Source organism: Pseudomonas sp. 06C 126, assembly GCF_001855215.1.
In the GTDB taxonomy this organism is placed as follows: domain Bacteria; phylum Pseudomonadota; class Gammaproteobacteria; order Pseudomonadales; family Pseudomonadaceae; genus Aquipseudomonas; species Aquipseudomonas proteolytica.
On the sequence record NZ_MIFU01000001.1, the window covers coordinates 44,057 to 59,115 of the forward strand.

The following is a 15,059-nucleotide window of genomic DNA, read 5'->3' on the forward strand; positions in this document are numbered from 1 at the left end:
AAGGTTATAGCGCCTGCTTATAACCACCGATTATCGACCAATATCAAAACTTTTTGATATTGGCCTTGCGGGGATTTGACCTCATCACTAGACTGCTGGCCTTATGAACTTACCTGCGCCTTCCATTCGCCCCGACGATTGCGATGAGCTGGCGGCCCTGTGCAAGGCCGGCGGTGATCCGCTGCGCCTGAATGTACTGCGCGCCCTGGCCAACGACTCGTTTGGCGTGCTGGAACTGGCGCGGATCTTTGCCATCGGCCAGTCCGGCATGAGCCACCATTTGAAGGTGCTGGCCCAGGCCGACCTGGTAGCCACCCGCCGTGAAGGCAATGCGATTTTTTACCGTCGCGCCCTGCCCCACAACGATTTGCTGGGTGGCAAGCTGCACGCTGCATTGCTTGAAGAAGTAGACAACCTGGCCCTGCCGGCTGACGTGCAATCGCGGATCGCTCAGGTCCACGGGCAACGCGCCGCCGCCAGCCAGGACTTTTTCTCACGGGTGGCGGACAAGTTTCGCGCCCAGCAGGACCTGATTGCCGGGCTGCCTCAATACCGCGAAAGCGTGCTGGCGCTGCTCGACAAGCTGGGCTTCAACCCAGGTGCCACGGCGCTGGAAGTCGGGCCGGGCGATGGCGGGTTCCTGCCGGACCTGGCACGGCGCTTCCACCAGGTGACGGCGCTGGACAACAGCCCGGCCATGCTGGAGCTGGCGCGCCAGCTGTGCGAGCGCGAGCACTTGGGCAACGTCAGCCTGCGGCTGGCCGATGCCTTGAATGATGTAGGGCTGCAAGCCGACTGCGTGGTGTTGAACATGGTCCTTCACCATTTCGCCGCACCGGCCGATGCGCTCAAGCAGATGGCCGGTTTGCTGCAACCGGGCGGCAGCCTGCTGGTAACTGATTTATGCAGCCACAACCAGAGTTGGGCCAGGGAGGCCTGCGGTGATCTATGGTTGGGGTTTGAACAGGACGATCTGGCCCGTTGGGCCACCGCTGCGGGACTCGTTCCCGGGGAAAGCCTCTATGTAGGCTTACGTAATGGTTTCCAGATTCAGGTCCGCCACTTTCAGCGGCCATCTGGCGACACTCACCATCGGTAAATATCAGGAAAACATCGAGATGAGCGAATATTCCCTTTTCACCTCCGAGTCCGTGTCTGAAGGGCATCCGGACAAAATCGCCGACCAGATTTCTGATGCGGTGCTGGACGCCATCATTGCTGAAGACAAGTTCGCCCGCGTGGCGTGCGAGACGCTGGTGAAAACGGGCGTGGCGATCATCGCCGGTGAAGTCACCACCTCTGCCTGGGTCGACCTGGAGCAGATCGTCCGTGACGTGATCACCGACATCGGCTACACCAGCTCCGACGTCGGCTTCGACGGCGCGACCTGCGGCGTGATGAACATCATCGGCAAGCAGTCGCCTGACATCAACCAGGGCGTCGACCGTGCCAAGCCAGAAGACCAGGGCGCCGGCGACCAGGGCCTGATGTTCGGCTACGCCAGCAACGAAACCGACGTGCTGATGCCGGCGCCGATCACCTTCTCCCACCAGTTGGTCAAACGCCAGGCCGAAGCCCGTAAATCCGGCCTGCTGCCTTGGCTGCGCCCGGACGCCAAGTCCCAGGTGACCTGCCGTTACGAAGGCGGCAAAGTGGTGGGCATCGACGCCGTGGTGCTGTCGACCCAGCACAACCCGGAAGTCTCCTACAAAGACCTGCGCGAAGGCGTCATGGAGCTGATCGTCAAGCACGTGCTGCCTGCCGAACTGCTGACCAAGGACACCCAGTTCCACATCAACCCGACCGGCCAGTTCATCATTGGTGGCCCGGTGGGCGACTGCGGCCTGACCGGGCGCAAGATCATCGTCGACAGCTACGGCGGCATGGCCCGTCACGGCGGTGGCGCATTCTCCGGCAAGGATCCTTCCAAGGTTGACCGCTCGGCAGCCTACGCCGGTCGTTATGTGGCCAAGAACATCGTCGCCGCCGGCCTGGCCGAGCGTTGCGAGATTCAGGTTTCCTACGCCATTGGTGTGGCCCAGCCTACGTCGATCTCGCTGAATACCTTCGGTACCGGCAAGATCAGCGATGACAAGATCGTCAAGCTGGTGCGTGAGATCTTCGACCTGCGTCCGTACGCAATCACCACCATGCTCGACCTGCTGCACCCGATGTACCAGGAAACCGCGGCCTACGGCCACTTCGGTCGTACCCCTGAACAGAAGACCGTCGGCGACGACACCTTCACCACGTTCACCTGGGAAAAAACCGACCGCGCCGACGACCTGCGTACCGCTGCCGGCCTGTAATCGCAGCACGTAGCACCCAAAGCCCCGCCGGGTTTTCCCGGCGGGGCTTTTTTGTTGCGCTTTTTTTGCGGGTGGGGGTTAGCGCGCGACGGCGAACCTGGCAAATAGTTCACATTTATTGGATCCAAACCTTGCAGGCTAAATGATGGCCCTCTAGAATCCGCGCCCTCCCGAGCGCTCAACCACATTGGATATTGCATTGCGCCTGCTCGGGACAGCCAAGTGCGCAGGCAATCGAACATTGAGGTTTTTCATGCGTATTTCCACGTTCGCCCCTGCTGCCGTCCTGTTCAGCCTGTTCGCCCTGCCAGTGCAAGCCGCTGACCTGAGCGGCCTGACTGGCGCCCTGACGTCCCAGCTGGGCGGCGCTACCGGCAACTGCGAAAAACAGAGCCAGGAGCTGCAAGCCAAAGTCGACGCCGCCAAAGCCAACGGCGAAGACCTGAAAGTGAAGGCCATGCAGGCTGCACTGGACCAGGTAAACAAAGGTTGCAAAAAAGTCGGCGAGTCCCAAGGCAAGCTCGACGAAGCCTCGCAAAAGCAGCAGGCCAAGGCTGACAGCAACGACACCGTGAAAGCCCTGGGCGGTCTGTTCAAGTAAGCAGAAACACCCGGTAAAAAGCCTCGCGCCTGCGGGGCTTTTTTATGGGCGTTTGCTTGCTTTAGGCTGGGCGCCCCTTCAGAGCAAGGATGCTCGTGATGACGCCCCGCCTGCTGCACTACCTGCTGTTGATGCTCTTCCCTATCGTCGCCTGGGCGCAGGGCTGCCCGGACTGGCCAGCCGACAAGGCCCGGGACGAAATCGCCGCCCTGCAACGGCAAATCGGCCTGTGGGATGACAGCTACCACCGGCTCGGCCAATCCCTTATCAGCGACGAGCTGTACGACCAGGCCCGCATACGCCTGGAGCAATGGCGCCGGTGCTTTGCACAGGTGGCGCCGCCTGGCGACAGCCCCCTTTCCAGCGCCCGGGGCACCATCCCCCACCCAGTGCCGCACACGGGCCTTGCGAAGCTGGTCAACGACCGCGCCGTGGAAGACTGGGTCCGCACTCGCAGCGACCTGTGGATACAACCCAAGGTCGATGGCGTCGCCATAACCCTGATCTACCGTGGGGGGCGCCTGGCCCAGGTCATCAGCCGTGGCGATGGCCTGCTCGGCCAGGACTGGACGACGTCGGCCCGCAAAATCCCCGGCATCGTGCAACGGCTGCCCGAAGCCATCGACCTGCTTTTGCAGGGCGAGCTGTACTGGCGCCTGGATGCCCATATACAAGGTGAGACGGGGGGCATGAACGCCCGCAGCAAAATCTCCGGGCTGATGAACCGTCACCAACTGAGTGACGCCGACGCCGCAGGTATCGGCCTGTTTGTCTGGGCCTGGCCCCAGGGGCCGGCGGACCTCAGGCAGCAACTGGGCACCCTCGCACGCTGGGGTTTTAGCGACAGCCAGCGCTATAGCCAACCCATCGAGAACTTCGAACAGGCGCGGCACTGGCGCACCTTCTGGCATGGGCATCCATTGCCCTTCGCCACCGACGGAGTGGTGCTGCACCAAAGCCAGCGCGCTCCGGCCGAACGCTGGCAGGCCAGTACGCCGTATTGGGCGGTTGCCTGGAAATACCCTGTGATCAAAGCCCTGGCCCATGTGCGCCAGGTGCAGTTCAAGATCGGCCGCACCGGGCGTATCACGCCGATCCTGGAACTGCACCCGGTGCTGCTCGACGACCGCCAGATCCGGCGCGTCAGCATCGGCTCCTTGAAGCGTTGGCAGGAGTTGGATATCCGTCCCGGTGACCAGATATCCATCAGCCTTGCCGGCCAAGTGATCCCAAGGCTCGACCAAGTCATCCTGCGCAGCCACCCACGCGCGGATATCACCGTGCCTGCCGCGAGCGATTTCCATCACCTGAGCTGCTGGCGACTGACTCCTGCCTGTGAGGAACAGCTGCTGGCCCGGCTGGCCTGGCTCAGTGGCAAGCAGGGGCTGGATCTGCCACACATTGGCCGCGAGACCTGGAACAGTTTGATCCAGGCCGGTCAAATCAGCGGTTTGGTGGATTGGTTGAACCTTGATGAGACAGAGCTTGCTACCATTGACGGATTCGGCGAGCGCAGCAGTGCGCGCCTGCTTGCGGGCTTGCGAGTTGCGCGCCAGCGACCGTTCGCGCAATGGCTGATGGCGCTGGGGGTTCCACCTACCGCCCGGAACAACCTCGCGGGCGGCTGGCAGGCCCTGGCCGCGCGAGACACTCAAGCCTGGCAAGCCGAAGCGGGAATCGGCCCGGGACGCGCGGCGCAGTTAAGCGCCTTTTTTCGCGACCCTCAGGTGGTGGCCATGAGCGAAACACTGCGGGCTGCCGGGATAGACGGCTTTTAGTCCCGGGCCCGTTACATTAATCGGTGCCGGCAGAAATCATCCTGCCCACCTGACAACGATCTTGTTTAATCTGGAGTCTTTATGAAGTTTCTTGCACCGCTTGCCCTGCTGACCATCACCAGCTTAATGACCACACCATTGATGGCTGCCGAGACGGCCCCGCAACTGACCGGCTGCGCCGCCAAGCGTCAAGCCATCAGCCTGCAGATCGAACAAGCCAAGGCCCACGGCAACAGTGAGCAACAAGCCGGCCTGGAAAAAGCCTTGAGCGAAGTCACCGCCCATTGCACCGACGCCTCCCTGAAAAAGGAACGCGAGAACAAGGTGCTGGATGCCAAACACGAAGTCAGCCGCCGTCAGGCCGACCTCGACAAGGCCATGAAAAAGGGCGACTCCGAGAAGATCAACAAGCGTAAGGACAAGCTCGCCGAATCGCGCAAAGAGTTGCAGGAAGCCCTCGACGACCTGGACAAGTAAGGCGCATTCGGCGTTCTTGCCCGATCAGGCTCAGTGGTCGCGAAACTGTTTATGACAGGCGCTGCAGGCATCTTCGACTTTCTGCACGGCCGGCCCCAGGTTACTGGCCTTGTAAGGCTGAACCTGGCTGGCGATCACCAATTCACCGGTGGCCGCCTCAAGGTTGCGCGCCAGTTCCTGGAACTGCGCCTGTTTTTGCCAGACCTCATCCTTGGCGCTGGTGTGGTCTTCTTCGCGCACCGTTGGAAAGTGCTTCCACGGCTCATGGGACAGAGCGTCGAGCTTGACCGCACCTTCGGCAAATTTCGCCCCGTCGAACGGGATGCGACCGCGCAGCATGCCACCCAGGTCTTCGCCGGTCTTGAGCATCTGCTTGAAAATAGCCTTGCGCTGGCCCAGTGGCGAGTTTGGATCAACGCCACCGCAGGCAGTCAGCGTCAGGCAGGCCAGCAATACAACAGTCAGTTTTTTAAAAGTCATGGTGGCTCAGGGTCACGGGAAACGGCGGCCAGTATCCTCGCCCCGCCCGCAAAGACCAATAGCCCTATTAATAATATGGATGCTTGCGCCACAACCTGCGCGGGCAATCGCCTTGGGAATTTACTTGCATGAATAACCTGTTGAACCCCTGGAGTCGCCGACTGGCGTGGGCTCTGCCGATGATCGCGCTGCTCGCAGGATGCGACGGCGGCAACACTCCGGCCCCCACGCCTGCGCCCGAAAAACCCCACGCCGTAGCGACCTATGTCAGCGCCACCTGGGACGCCCTGCCCGTGGTTTCGGACAGCGACCTGCAAGCCGGTTTCGAATCCTGGCGCAGTGCCTGCCAACGCCTGAAGAACGATCCGATATGGGGCACCACCTGCGCGGCAGCGGCCAATGTGCCGGGCAATGCCGGCGACATCCGCGGCTTCCTCAAGCAACAGTTGGACGTCTACGGCTTGCGCTCGGCGGACAACACGCCCAATGGCCTGATCACTGGCTACTACGAGCCGGTCTATCCAGGCAGCCTCACCGAAACCAAAACCGCCCATGTTCCCGTGTTTGGCGTGCCGGACGACCTGATCATCGTCAACCTCGAAAGCATCTACCCCGAACTCAAGGGCAAACGCCTGCGCGGGCGCCTGGAAGGCCGGGTCCTCAAGCCCTATGACGATGCCGGCACCATCAACCAACAAGGCTCCAGTGCCAAGCCGATTGCCTGGCTGACCCACCCGATGGACCTGCAATTCCTGCAAATCCAGGGTTCTGGCCGCATCCAGCTGGCTGATGGCCGACAACTGCGCGTGGGCTACGCCGACCAGAACGGTTTCCCCTATCGCCCGATCGGCCGCTGGCTGGTGGAGCAAGGCGAGTTGAAGAAAGAAGAAGTCAGCATGGGCGCGATCAGTGCCTGGGCCAAGGCAAACCCGCAGCGCATCCCGGAACTGTTGGCGAGCAACCCCAGCTACGTCTTCTTCAGCACCCGGCCCGATAGCAACGAAGGCCCGCGCGGCTCGCTGAACGTGCCGCTGACTGCTGGCTACAGCGTGGCGGTGGACCGCAAGGTCATCCCGTTGGGCAGCCTGTTGTGGCTGTCGACCACCCGGCCCGACGGCTCGCCAGTGGTACGACCGGTAGCGGCCCAGGACACTGGTGGTGCGATTGTCGGTGAGGTGCGTGCGGACCTGTTCTGGGGCACGGGTGATGCTGCGGGCGAGTTGGCCGGGAATATGAAACAGCAGGGCCAGATCTGGATGCTGTGGCCCAAGGGCGCAGCGCTACCCAAAGTCCCGGACGCCCCCCTGTAGGAGCCGGCTTACCGGGGCAAGCGGGCTTACTGTGCCAAGGGGGCTTACTGTGGCGAGCGGGCTTGCCCCGCGCTGGGCTGCGAAGCAGCCCCAGTAAGTCGAATACGGTGTATCAGATAATCCGTAGCGGGTGGTTTTGGGGCTGCTTCGCAGCCCAGCGCGGGCGATGCGGCGTTCCGACAAGCCCGCTCGCCACAACAAGCCCGCTCACCATAGTAAGCCTGCTCGCCACAGCAAGCAGGCACTGGCCGCGCGCCTTACATCGAGACGAAGAAAAAGCTCGCAATCAACACCATGCCCACAAACCACACCAGCGAACGCAAGATCGCCCAGTCCGCCAAATAGCAGATGATGTACAACAGGCGACTGGTGATAAACAGCACCGCCAGGACGTTGATGGTCACCAGTTCCGCGTTGCCCGCCAGGTGGGCAATGATCACCGCCGCCGCAAACGCCGGGGTCACTTCAAAGCTGTTGAGCTGTGCGCTATGGGCGCGTTTGGCAAAACCTTCCAGGGTCTCCAGGAAGGCCCGGGGGTCGTGGTTCTGCCGGGGCCCGAATTTGCCGCCACTGAACTTGGCCACGCCGGTGCACAGGTAAGGCAGAAAAATTGCGATCAACACACACCAGAAAGCGACAGTCATCACTCATTCCTTTTTTAGTTTTATCCACTGGTTAGAGTTTCATCACGAGCATGCCGATCAGTACCAACCCACAGGCTAAGAGCCGGGAGCGGCCGAAAGGTTCTTTCAGATAGCGCATACCGAACAACACCACCAGGATCACGCTGACTTCCCGCAGCGCGGCGGCCTCGGCAATCGAGCCCAACTGCATGGCCCAAAGCACCAGAGCGTAGCTCAACAACACGCACAATCCCACGCTCAGCCCCAACCGCCATTGCGTGCGCCAGAACAGGCTGAACGCCGCCCGCTTGCGCACCATGGCCAACAATGGAAAAGGCCAGGCGCTGAGCAGCGTCAGCCAGACCAGGTAGTCCAAAGGGTGCGACCAGCGCCGCAGCGCCTGCCCGTCGAGGAAGGTGTAGCAGCCGATGCACAAGCCGATCAGCGCCACCACCGGCAGCATCGACCAGGGCAACCTGTCCCCGCCACCGCCCTGCCACAACAGGCACAGCATGCCGAACGGGATCAGCAGGATGCCGACAATCTGCTGGGTACTGAGCACTTCACCGGCAAACACCAGGGTCAACGCCAGCACCACCAGCGGTGATAAGCCACGCATCAACGGGTACACCAGCCCCAGGTCGCCGACGCGATAGGCCTGGATCAACAGGTACCGGTAGAGCAACTCGAACAACGCCGAAGCGATGATCCACGGCCAGATTTCCAGGGGTGGCAGTGAAACAAATCCCACCGCCAGCAGAACAAACAACAGCGCAACGCTGTCCATGCAGGCGATCACCAACAGGCGTTCGCCGCTGAATTTGATCAAGGTGTTCCACGTCGCATGCAACAACGCCGCTACCAGGACAAGGGCCGTCGCAAGCAATGGAACCTCCTTAATTGATTCGGGATGTATCAGCACATGTTTATACTAAACGCCGCTTCGGCGCACCTAGCATGCCTATGACGGCTGCCATTTCCCCTATCTGCTCTTATTTCAACCGCCTTCCAAAGGACCCCGGATGCTTGAACTTGTTGCCGCCTTCATATGCCTCACCACCCTGCTCACTTATGTGAACTTCCGGTTTATCGGCTTGCCACCGACCATCGGCGTAATGGTCACCGCGCTGATGTTTTCCCTGTTACTCCAAGGCCTGAGCTTTATCGGTTACCCCGGCCTTGAAGAGCGCGTCCAGCAATTGATCGGCCAAATCGACTTCGGCGACTTGCTGATGAACTGGATGCTGTCGTTCCTGCTGTTCGCCGGCGCCTTGCACGTCAACCTGAACGACCTGCGCAGTTATCGCTGGCCCATCGGCCTGCTGGCAACCTTTGGCGTATTGATCGCCACCGTCGTGATCGGCAGCCTGGCGTATTACATCTTTGCCCTGTTTGGCTGGCATGTGAGCTTCCTCTACTGCCTGCTGTTCGGCGCACTGATCTCGCCCACCGACCCGATTGCGGTGCTCGGCGTGTTGCGTACCGCCAATGCGTCAAAACCGCTGAAGACCACGATTGTCGGCGAATCGCTGTTCAACGACGGTACGGCGGTGGTGGTGTTTACCGTCCTGCTGGGCATCGCGCAGCTCGGCGAGACGCCCACCGTAGGCGCCACTGCCATGCTGTTTGCCCATGAGGCGATTGGCGGCGTGGTGTTTGGCGGGCTGATCGGCTACCTGGTGTACCTGATGATCAAGAGCATCGAGCAGCATCAGATCGAAGTCATGCTGACCCTGGCACTGGTGATCGGCGGCTCGGCGATGGCCTCCGAGCTGCACGTATCGGCGCCGATTGCGATGGTGGTGGCCGGGCTGATCATCGGCAACCTGGGACGCAAGCTGGCGATGAACGACATGACCCGTCGCTACCTGGATGGCTTCTGGGAGTTGCTCGACGACATGCTCAACGCACTGCTGTTTGCACTGATCGGCATGGAACTACTGCTGTTGCCGTTCAACTGGCTACATGTCCTTGCCGCCAGCCTGCTGGCGGTAGCGATCCTGCTGTCTCGCCTGCTGACGGTGGCCCCGGCGATCCTGTTGCTACGGCGCTGGCGCACGGTGCCGCGCGGCACCATCCGCATCCTCACCTGGGGCGGGCTGCGCGGCGGGGTTTCGGTGGCGCTGGCCCTGGCCTTGCCGTTGGGTCCGGAGCGTGACCTGCTGTTGAGCATCACCTATATCGTGGTGCTGTCGTCGATCCTGTTGCAGGGTTTGAGCATCGGCAGGCTGGTCAAGCGCGTGACCCAGGGCGAGCCCCAGGCCACGCCTGAACATCACTGATCCTTGTCGATCTGCTGCGGATGCCTGGGATCCGCAGCCTTTTTACCCGGCAAGCTGCTTTCGCTGCGAATCTGCGCATGGCTGATCAACGCGAAGATAAAACTGCCGCCGATGATGTTGCCGGCCAGGGTCGGGCCGGCAAATATCAGCCAGAAGTCCTTCCACGGCAGCTCGCCGGCAAATACCAGGTAGGACACCTCCGCCGAACCGACGACGATGTGGGTAAAGTCGCCCAGTGCCATCAGATAGGTGATCAGGATAATGATCCACATCTTGGCGCTTTCCATGGACGGGATCATCCATACCATGGTGGCGATCATCCAACCGGAGACAATGCCCTTGGCGAACATCTGGCCGGTGTCGTTCTCCATGATCTTGCGCCCGATCTCCAAGAAAGCCAGGTCGGTCTTGGTGTCGAAGATCGGTAAGTGCAACATCACATAGGCCACCAGCAAGGTGCCACACAGGTTGCCCACCAACACCACCGTCCACAGCCGCAACAGGCGCCCGGCATTGCCCAGGGTCGGCTTGCTCATCACCGGCAGCACGGCGGTCAGGGTGTTTTCGGTGAACAGTTGCTGGCGCGCGAGGATCACCGCCAAAAAACCCGCGCAGTAGCCCAGGCTGGCGATCACCTTAAAGCCTTCGCCGTCCGGCAGGCGTGAGTTGAGCAACCCCATGGCCATCAATGACAGGCCCATGGTCAGACCCGCAGCCAGCGCTGACCACCATAACGCCGCGACGCTGCGCTCCAGTTCCTGGTCGCCCTGGGTGCGGATGATTTCATGCAACACAGCCGCCCGGGGCGGCTGGTTTTTGTCCACGTCGTGCTGTTCTTCCTGCGACAGATTGGGAGTCTTGCCGTCTTTTTGCGTGGCCATGGGCGTACCTGAACGAGGGGGCGATTTCAGGTACGACCCGTGCGCCCTCAAGAGCGTTCAATGACCACCGCTACACGGCGGATCGTTACTCGCTGTCGTCCTGGAACTGATCCTTCACGTACTTGATCTCGGTACGCCCGTGGGGCGCCGGCAAGCCGTCTTCGCCGAGGTTGACGAAGACCATTTTTTCCACGGTCAGGATGCTTTTGCGCGTGATCTTGTTGCGCACTTCACAGGTCAGGGTGATGGAGGTGCGGCCAAATTCGGTAGCGGTGATGCCCAGCTCGATGATGTCGCCCTGGCGCGAAGCGCTGACAAAATTGATCTCGGAGATGTACTTGGTCACCACCCGCTGGTTGCCCAACTGGACAATCGCATAGATCGCCGCTTCTTCATCGATCCAGCGCAGCAGGCTGCCACCGAACAGGGTGCCGTTGGGGTTCAGGTCTTCGGGTTTTACCCACTTGCGGGTGTGGAAGTTCATGTTCACTCCAAAGCGTCTTGCGAAATGATGGGCAACATCATGGCAGAGCGCCGGCCCAAGCTCTATGAGCCATTGCCTATCACAGCCATGAGCGATCTTCATGAGCCCGACAGAAAGGCTTGGGAAGTCGGGCGCAGGCGGCTATAATCGCCACCGTTTCAAAACGGTCATCTGTGATTGATACCGTTCTCCCGCCACCTGTCCGAGGGGCGCTGCAGCAGGCCCTGGCCTGTCAGGCTCGGATGGGGCGTTGCCCAGCCAGGTTGTCCTGGTTGGATACTAAACGCACAACGGCGCCCATTCGCACACTACGAATGGAGGCTCTTGATGAGCGCTGTAATCACGCCTGCAGGTTTTACCGACTACAAAGTCGCCGATATGTCCCTCGCTGCCTGGGGCCGTCGCGAAACCTTTATCGCCGAATCCGAAATGCCAGCCCTGATGGGTCTGCGCCGCAAGTACGCCGCTGAACAGCCGCTCAAGGGCGCGAAGATTCTCGGCTGCATCCACATGACCATCCAGACTGCCGTGCTGATCGAAACCCTGGTTGCCCTGGGTGCCGAAGTGCGTTGGTCGTCCTGCAACATCTTCTCGACTCAAGACCAGGCCGCTGCCGCCATCGCCGCTGCCGGTATCCCGGTGTTCGCCTGGAAAGGCGAGACCGAAGAAGAGTACGAGTGGTGCCTGGAGCAAACCATCCTGAAAGATGGCGCGCCTTGGGATGCCAACATGATCCTCGACGACGGCGGCGACCTGACCGAGCTGCTGCACAAGAAATACCCGGCCATCCTGGACCGCGTCCACGGCGTGACCGAAGAAACCACCACCGGCGTACACCGCCTGCTGGACATGCTGGCCAAGGGCGAGCTGAAAATCCCGGCCATCAACGTCAACGACTCGGTGACCAAGAGCAAGAACGACAACAAATACGGTTGCCGTCACAGCCTCAACGATGCGATCAAGCGCGGCACCGACCACCTGCTGTCGGGCAAGCAAGCCCTGGTGATCGGCTACGGTGACGTGGGCAAGGGTTCGTCCCAGTCCCTGCGTCAGGAAGGCATGATCGTCAAGGTTTCCGAAGTTGACCCGATCTGCGCCATGCAAGCCTGCATGGACGGTTTCGAAGTGGTCTCGCCGTTCATCGATGGCGTCAATGACGGCACCGAAGCCAGCATCGACAAAGCCCTGCTGGGCAAGATCGACCTGATCGTGACCACCACCGGTAACGTGAATGTGTGCGATGCCAACATGCTCAAGGCCCTGAAAAAGCGCGCCGTGGTGTGCAACATCGGTCACTTCGACAACGAGATCGACACCGCTTTCATGCGCAAGAACTGGGCATGGGAAGAAGTCAAGCCACAGGTGCACAAGGTTCACCGTACCGGTGCTGGTGATTTCGACCCACAGAACGACGACTACCTGATCCTGCTGGCCGAAGGCCGCCTGGTTAACCTGGGCAACGCCACTGGCCACCCAAGCCGCATCATGGATGGCTCGTTCGCCAACCAGGTACTGGCACAGATCTTCCTGTTCGACCAGAAATACGCCGACCTGTCGCCAGCCCAGAAAGCCGAGCGCCTGACCGTGGAAGTACTGCCGAAAAAACTCGACGAAGAAGTGGCCCTGGAAATGGTCCGCGGCTTCGGCGGCGTAGTGACTCAACTGACCAAGACCCAGGCCGACTACATCGGCGTGACTGTCGAAGGTCCGTTCAAGCCGCACGCCTACCGCTACTGATTTGCCTGCTGCCTGCTCCCCATGTGGGGGCAGGCTTTTGTGGGAGCGGGCTTGCTCGCGAAGGCGGTGTGTCAGTCGACTTATCTACTACTGACATACCGCCTTCGCGAGCAAGCCCGCTCCCACATTGACGGTGTGCACCTTCTGGCCTTATGAGTTTCCATAGGTATTACCATGTCCCAAGACCGTCGCTACAGCTTCGAGTTCTTCCCGACCAAGACCGATGCTGGGCATGAAAAACTGATGGCAACTGCTAAGCAGTTGGCCAGCTACAACCCCGATTTTTTCTCCTGCACCTACGGCGCAGGCGGCTCGACCCGTGATCGTACGATCAACACCGTGCTGCAGCTGGAAAGCGAAGCCAAGGTGCCCGCCGCTCCGCACCTGTCTTGCGTGGGCGACAGCAAGGACGACCTGCGCGGCCTGCTGACCCAGTACAAGGCTGCCGGCATCAAGCGTATCGTCGCCCTGCGCGGTGACCTGCCATCCGGCATGGGCATGGCCAGCGGCGAGCTGCGCTACGCCAACGACCTGGTGAGCTTCATTCGTGAAGAAACCGGTGATCACTTCCATATCGAAGTGGCCGCTTACCCGGAAATGCACCCGCAGGCGCGTAATTTCGAAGACGATCTCAACAACTTCGTACGCAAGGCCAATGCCGGCGCCAACAGCGCGATCACCCAGTACTTCTTCAACGCCGACAGCTACTTCTACTTCGTCGAGCGCGTGCAGGCCCTGGGCGTGAACATCCCGATCGTGCCGGGTATCATGCCGATCACCAACTACAGCAAGCTGGCGCGCTTTTCTGACGCCTGCGGTGCAGAAATCCCACGCTGGGTACGCAAGCAGCTGGAAGCCTACGGCGATGACGTCAAAAGCATCCAGGCCTTCGGCGAGCAGGTCATCAGCGAAATGTGCGAGACCTTGCTGCAAGGTGGCGCACCGGGGCTGCACTTCTACACCCTGAACCAGGCCGACCCGAGCCTGGCGATCTGGAACAACCTCAAGCTGCCACGCTGAGGCTGCCCGTTGTGCCGTCGCCCCGGATTCCTCGCGGGTCGGCGGCACAATAAAAATTCAGGTTTGCCGCCTGAAGATCCCCGATCCAGAGCTTCTCTTTAACCTGAGACAGTCGTAACCTCAGGGTATGCCCGTCATTCTCCAGTTGTTGACCGCTGTTATTTTCACTTGCCTGAGCCTGACCGCCCATGGCGAGAAACTGCGCATTGTCACCGAACCCTGGGCACCCTACGTCTACGAAGAAAACGGCCAGATGCGCGGGCTCGACTACGAGACCACCGTGATCGTGTTCCAGCGCCTGGGGATTGAGGTGCAATGGCAGTTCCTGCCCTGGAAACGTTGCCTGGCCATGCTCGACCAGGGCCTGGCAGATGGCGCGCTGGATATTTTTCACAGCCATGAACGCGACGCAGCACTGCTTTACCCCAGCGAACCGTTGTCCCAGGTTGAGTTTGTGATGTTCTACGCCAACGAGCGCCCGCATCCATTCCGCACCCTCAACGACCTGAAAGGGCTGACCATCGGCACGTCCCCCGGTTACCTGTATAGCGCCGGGTTCAGCGAATCCTCCCTGTTTACCCGCGAGCCGGCCCCCAGCCATGAGGCCAACTTCGGCAAGTTGGCCCGTGGCCGGATCGATCTGGTGATCACCGACCGCCGGGTCGGCCAGCATGTGCTCAAGGAGTTGGGCCTGGAGCAACAAGTCACCCAGGCGTCGCCGGTGATCAGCAGCCAGAAGCAATTCCTGGCCGTACGCCGTGGCGCGGGCATGGACCTGCTGGTGCAGCGCTTTGGCGCCGAGCTCAAACGCTTCAAGCAAGAGCCCGCCTACGCGGCCCTGAGTGCAAAATATGCCGGTACCGTGAGCCAAATCGCCCCGTCGCCCCTGCTGGACGACACCGTTGAGCAGCAGGAAAGCAGCGCGCAGTGATTGCTCTGTTATACTCCGGCCTTTCCGCCAGGCTTACGCCCGGCCTCTGTGGTCGTATCACAGGTATCCAACCCCGCTACTGCGCAGCTTTGCAGCCCGCGCGAGCCGTTGGAGTGCCTGCCAACCCCAGCAGGACCGGACGGGAT

General features: G+C 61.0%; 15 protein-coding genes and 1 riboswitch. Of the genes, 10 read left to right on the top strand and 5 right to left on the bottom strand.

The window, feature by feature from the left end; translation table 11 throughout:
• Nucleotides 1-103 precede the first annotated feature (103 nt).
• The 5 genes from BHC62_RS00185 (at nt 104) to BHC62_RS00205 (ending at nt 5,165) form a co-directional block, all read left to right on the top strand.
• Nucleotides 104-1,099, top strand: a complete 996-nt coding sequence (locus tag BHC62_RS00185; RefSeq protein WP_029297361.1) for a metalloregulator ArsR/SmtB family transcription factor — start codon at nt 104-106, stop codon at nt 1,097-1,099.
• A gap of 19 nt (nt 1,100-1,118) precedes the next feature.
• The gene (metK, locus tag BHC62_RS00190; protein WP_029297363.1) at nt 1,119-2,309 is read left to right on the top strand and encodes a methionine adenosyltransferase; all 1,191 of its coding nucleotides are present in this window, start codon (nt 1,119-1,121) and stop codon (nt 2,307-2,309) included.
• Between the two features lie 253 nt (nt 2,310-2,562).
• Complete coding sequence (locus tag BHC62_RS00195; protein WP_070993955.1) at nt 2,563-2,910, top strand: DUF1090 family protein; 348 nt, start codon at nt 2,563-2,565, stop codon at nt 2,908-2,910.
• Nucleotides 2,911-3,008: 98 nt separating this feature from the next.
• Complete coding sequence (ligB, locus tag BHC62_RS00200; protein WP_070993956.1) at nt 3,009-4,688, top strand: NAD-dependent DNA ligase LigB; 1,680 nt, start codon at nt 3,009-3,011, stop codon at nt 4,686-4,688.
• Between the two features lie 81 nt (nt 4,689-4,769).
• Nucleotides 4,770-5,165: a DUF1090 domain-containing protein gene (locus BHC62_RS00205; RefSeq protein ID WP_070993957.1), complete on the top strand. Its 396-nt coding sequence runs from the start codon at nt 4,770-4,772 to the stop codon at nt 5,163-5,165.
• Between the two features lie 30 nt (nt 5,166-5,195).
• Here the strand turns inward: BHC62_RS00205 and BHC62_RS00210 are convergent, their stop codons facing one another.
• Entirely contained in the window at nt 5,196-5,645 is a 450-nt protein-coding gene (locus BHC62_RS00210) for a cytochrome c (protein WP_029297371.1), read from the bottom strand.
• A 128-nt stretch (nt 5,646-5,773) separates the two neighbouring features.
• On the opposite strand from BHC62_RS00210, the gene BHC62_RS00215 reads away from it, so the two are divergent.
• Nucleotides 5,774-6,955 (top strand): murein transglycosylase A, encoded by a 1,182-nt coding sequence (locus BHC62_RS00215; RefSeq protein ID WP_029297373.1) that lies wholly within the window; start codon nt 5,774-5,776, stop codon nt 6,953-6,955.
• Between the two features lie 257 nt (nt 6,956-7,212).
• On the opposite strand, the gene BHC62_RS00220 is transcribed toward BHC62_RS00215, so the two are convergent.
• Both BHC62_RS00220 and BHC62_RS00225 read right to left on the bottom strand, forming a co-directional pair.
• Entirely contained in the window at nt 7,213-7,599 is a 387-nt protein-coding gene (locus BHC62_RS00220) for an MAPEG family protein (protein WP_070993958.1), read from the bottom strand.
• 31 nt (nt 7,600-7,630) lie between these two features.
• Entirely contained in the window at nt 7,631-8,464 is an 834-nt protein-coding gene (locus tag BHC62_RS00225) for an EamA family transporter (protein ID WP_029297377.1), read from the bottom strand.
• Nucleotides 8,465-8,600: 136 nt separating this feature from the next.
• Here BHC62_RS00225 and BHC62_RS00230 point away from each other — a divergent pair, with 136 nt between their 5' ends.
• Nucleotides 8,601-9,860 carry a sodium:proton antiporter gene (locus tag BHC62_RS00230; RefSeq protein WP_029297379.1) on the top strand — a complete coding sequence of 420 codons (1,260 nt, stop codon included), beginning with the start codon at nt 8,601-8,603 and terminating at the stop codon, nt 9,858-9,860.
• Here the strand turns inward: BHC62_RS00230 and BHC62_RS00235 are convergent.
• The gene (locus BHC62_RS00235) at nt 9,854-10,741 is read right to left on the bottom strand and encodes a formate/nitrite transporter family protein (protein WP_029297381.1); all 888 of its coding nucleotides are present in this window, start codon (nt 10,739-10,741) and stop codon (nt 9,854-9,856) included. The genes BHC62_RS00230 and BHC62_RS00235 overlap by 7 nt on opposite strands.
• 85 nt (nt 10,742-10,826) lie before the next feature.
• Nucleotides 10,827-11,225: an acyl-CoA thioesterase gene (locus BHC62_RS00240; RefSeq protein WP_029297383.1), complete on the bottom strand. Its 399-nt coding sequence runs from the start codon at nt 11,223-11,225 to the stop codon at nt 10,827-10,829.
• Nucleotides 11,226-11,423: 198 nt separating this feature from the next.
• Nucleotides 11,424-11,531, top strand: a riboswitch (S-adenosyl-L-homocysteine riboswitch).
• A gap of 21 nt (nt 11,532-11,552) precedes the next feature.
• On the opposite strand from BHC62_RS00240, the gene ahcY reads away from it, so the two are divergent.
• The 3 genes from ahcY to BHC62_RS00255 all read left to right on the top strand — a co-directional run bounded on the left by ahcY (nt 11,553) and on the right by BHC62_RS00255 (nt 14,913).
• Entirely contained in the window at nt 11,553-12,962 is a 1,410-nt protein-coding gene (ahcY, locus tag BHC62_RS00245; RefSeq protein WP_029297385.1) for an adenosylhomocysteinase, read from the top strand.
• Nucleotides 12,963-13,136: 174 nt separating this feature from the next.
• Complete coding sequence (gene metF / locus BHC62_RS00250) at nt 13,137-13,982, top strand: methylenetetrahydrofolate reductase [NAD(P)H] (protein WP_029297387.1); 846 nt, start codon at nt 13,137-13,139, stop codon at nt 13,980-13,982.
• Nucleotides 13,983-14,109: 127 nt separating this feature from the next.
• The gene (locus tag BHC62_RS00255) at nt 14,110-14,913 is read left to right on the top strand and encodes an ABC transporter substrate-binding protein (protein ID WP_029297389.1); all 804 of its coding nucleotides are present in this window, start codon (nt 14,110-14,112) and stop codon (nt 14,911-14,913) included.
• Nucleotides 14,914-15,059: the final 146 nt, after the last annotated feature.

Excerpts from the sequence above, each read along its gene's own strand:
- metF (WP_029297387.1), top strand. The coding sequence starts at position 13,137 with ATGTCCCAAGACCGTCGCTACAGCTTCGAGTTCTTCCCGACCAAGACC.
- ligB (WP_070993956.1), top strand. The coding sequence starts at position 3,009 with ATGACGCCCCGCCTGCTGCACTACCTGCTGTTGATGCTCTTCCCTATC.
- BHC62_RS00255 (WP_029297389.1), top strand. The coding sequence starts at position 14,110 with ATGCCCGTCATTCTCCAGTTGTTGACCGCTGTTATTTTCACTTGCCTG.
- BHC62_RS00210 (WP_029297371.1), bottom strand. The coding sequence starts at position 5,645 with ATGACTTTTAAAAAACTGACTGTTGTATTGCTGGCCTGCCTGACGCTG.
- BHC62_RS00185 (WP_029297361.1), top strand. The coding sequence starts at position 104 with ATGAACTTACCTGCGCCTTCCATTCGCCCCGACGATTGCGATGAGCTG.
- BHC62_RS00215 (WP_029297373.1), top strand. The coding sequence starts at position 5,774 with ATGAATAACCTGTTGAACCCCTGGAGTCGCCGACTGGCGTGGGCTCTG.
- BHC62_RS00230 (WP_029297379.1), top strand. The coding sequence starts at position 8,601 with ATGCTTGAACTTGTTGCCGCCTTCATATGCCTCACCACCCTGCTCACT.
- BHC62_RS00195 (WP_070993955.1), top strand. The coding sequence starts at position 2,563 with ATGCGTATTTCCACGTTCGCCCCTGCTGCCGTCCTGTTCAGCCTGTTC.
- BHC62_RS00220 (WP_070993958.1), bottom strand. The coding sequence starts at position 7,599 with ATGACTGTCGCTTTCTGGTGTGTGTTGATCGCAATTTTTCTGCCTTAC.
- BHC62_RS00235 (WP_029297381.1), bottom strand. The coding sequence starts at position 10,741 with ATGGCCACGCAAAAAGACGGCAAGACTCCCAATCTGTCGCAGGAAGAA.
- ahcY (WP_029297385.1), top strand. The coding sequence starts at position 11,553 with ATGAGCGCTGTAATCACGCCTGCAGGTTTTACCGACTACAAAGTCGCC.
- metK (WP_029297363.1), top strand. The coding sequence starts at position 1,119 with ATGAGCGAATATTCCCTTTTCACCTCCGAGTCCGTGTCTGAAGGGCAT.
- BHC62_RS00240 (WP_029297383.1), bottom strand. The coding sequence starts at position 11,225 with ATGAACTTCCACACCCGCAAGTGGGTAAAACCCGAAGACCTGAACCCC.
- BHC62_RS00205 (WP_070993957.1), top strand. The coding sequence starts at position 4,770 with ATGAAGTTTCTTGCACCGCTTGCCCTGCTGACCATCACCAGCTTAATG.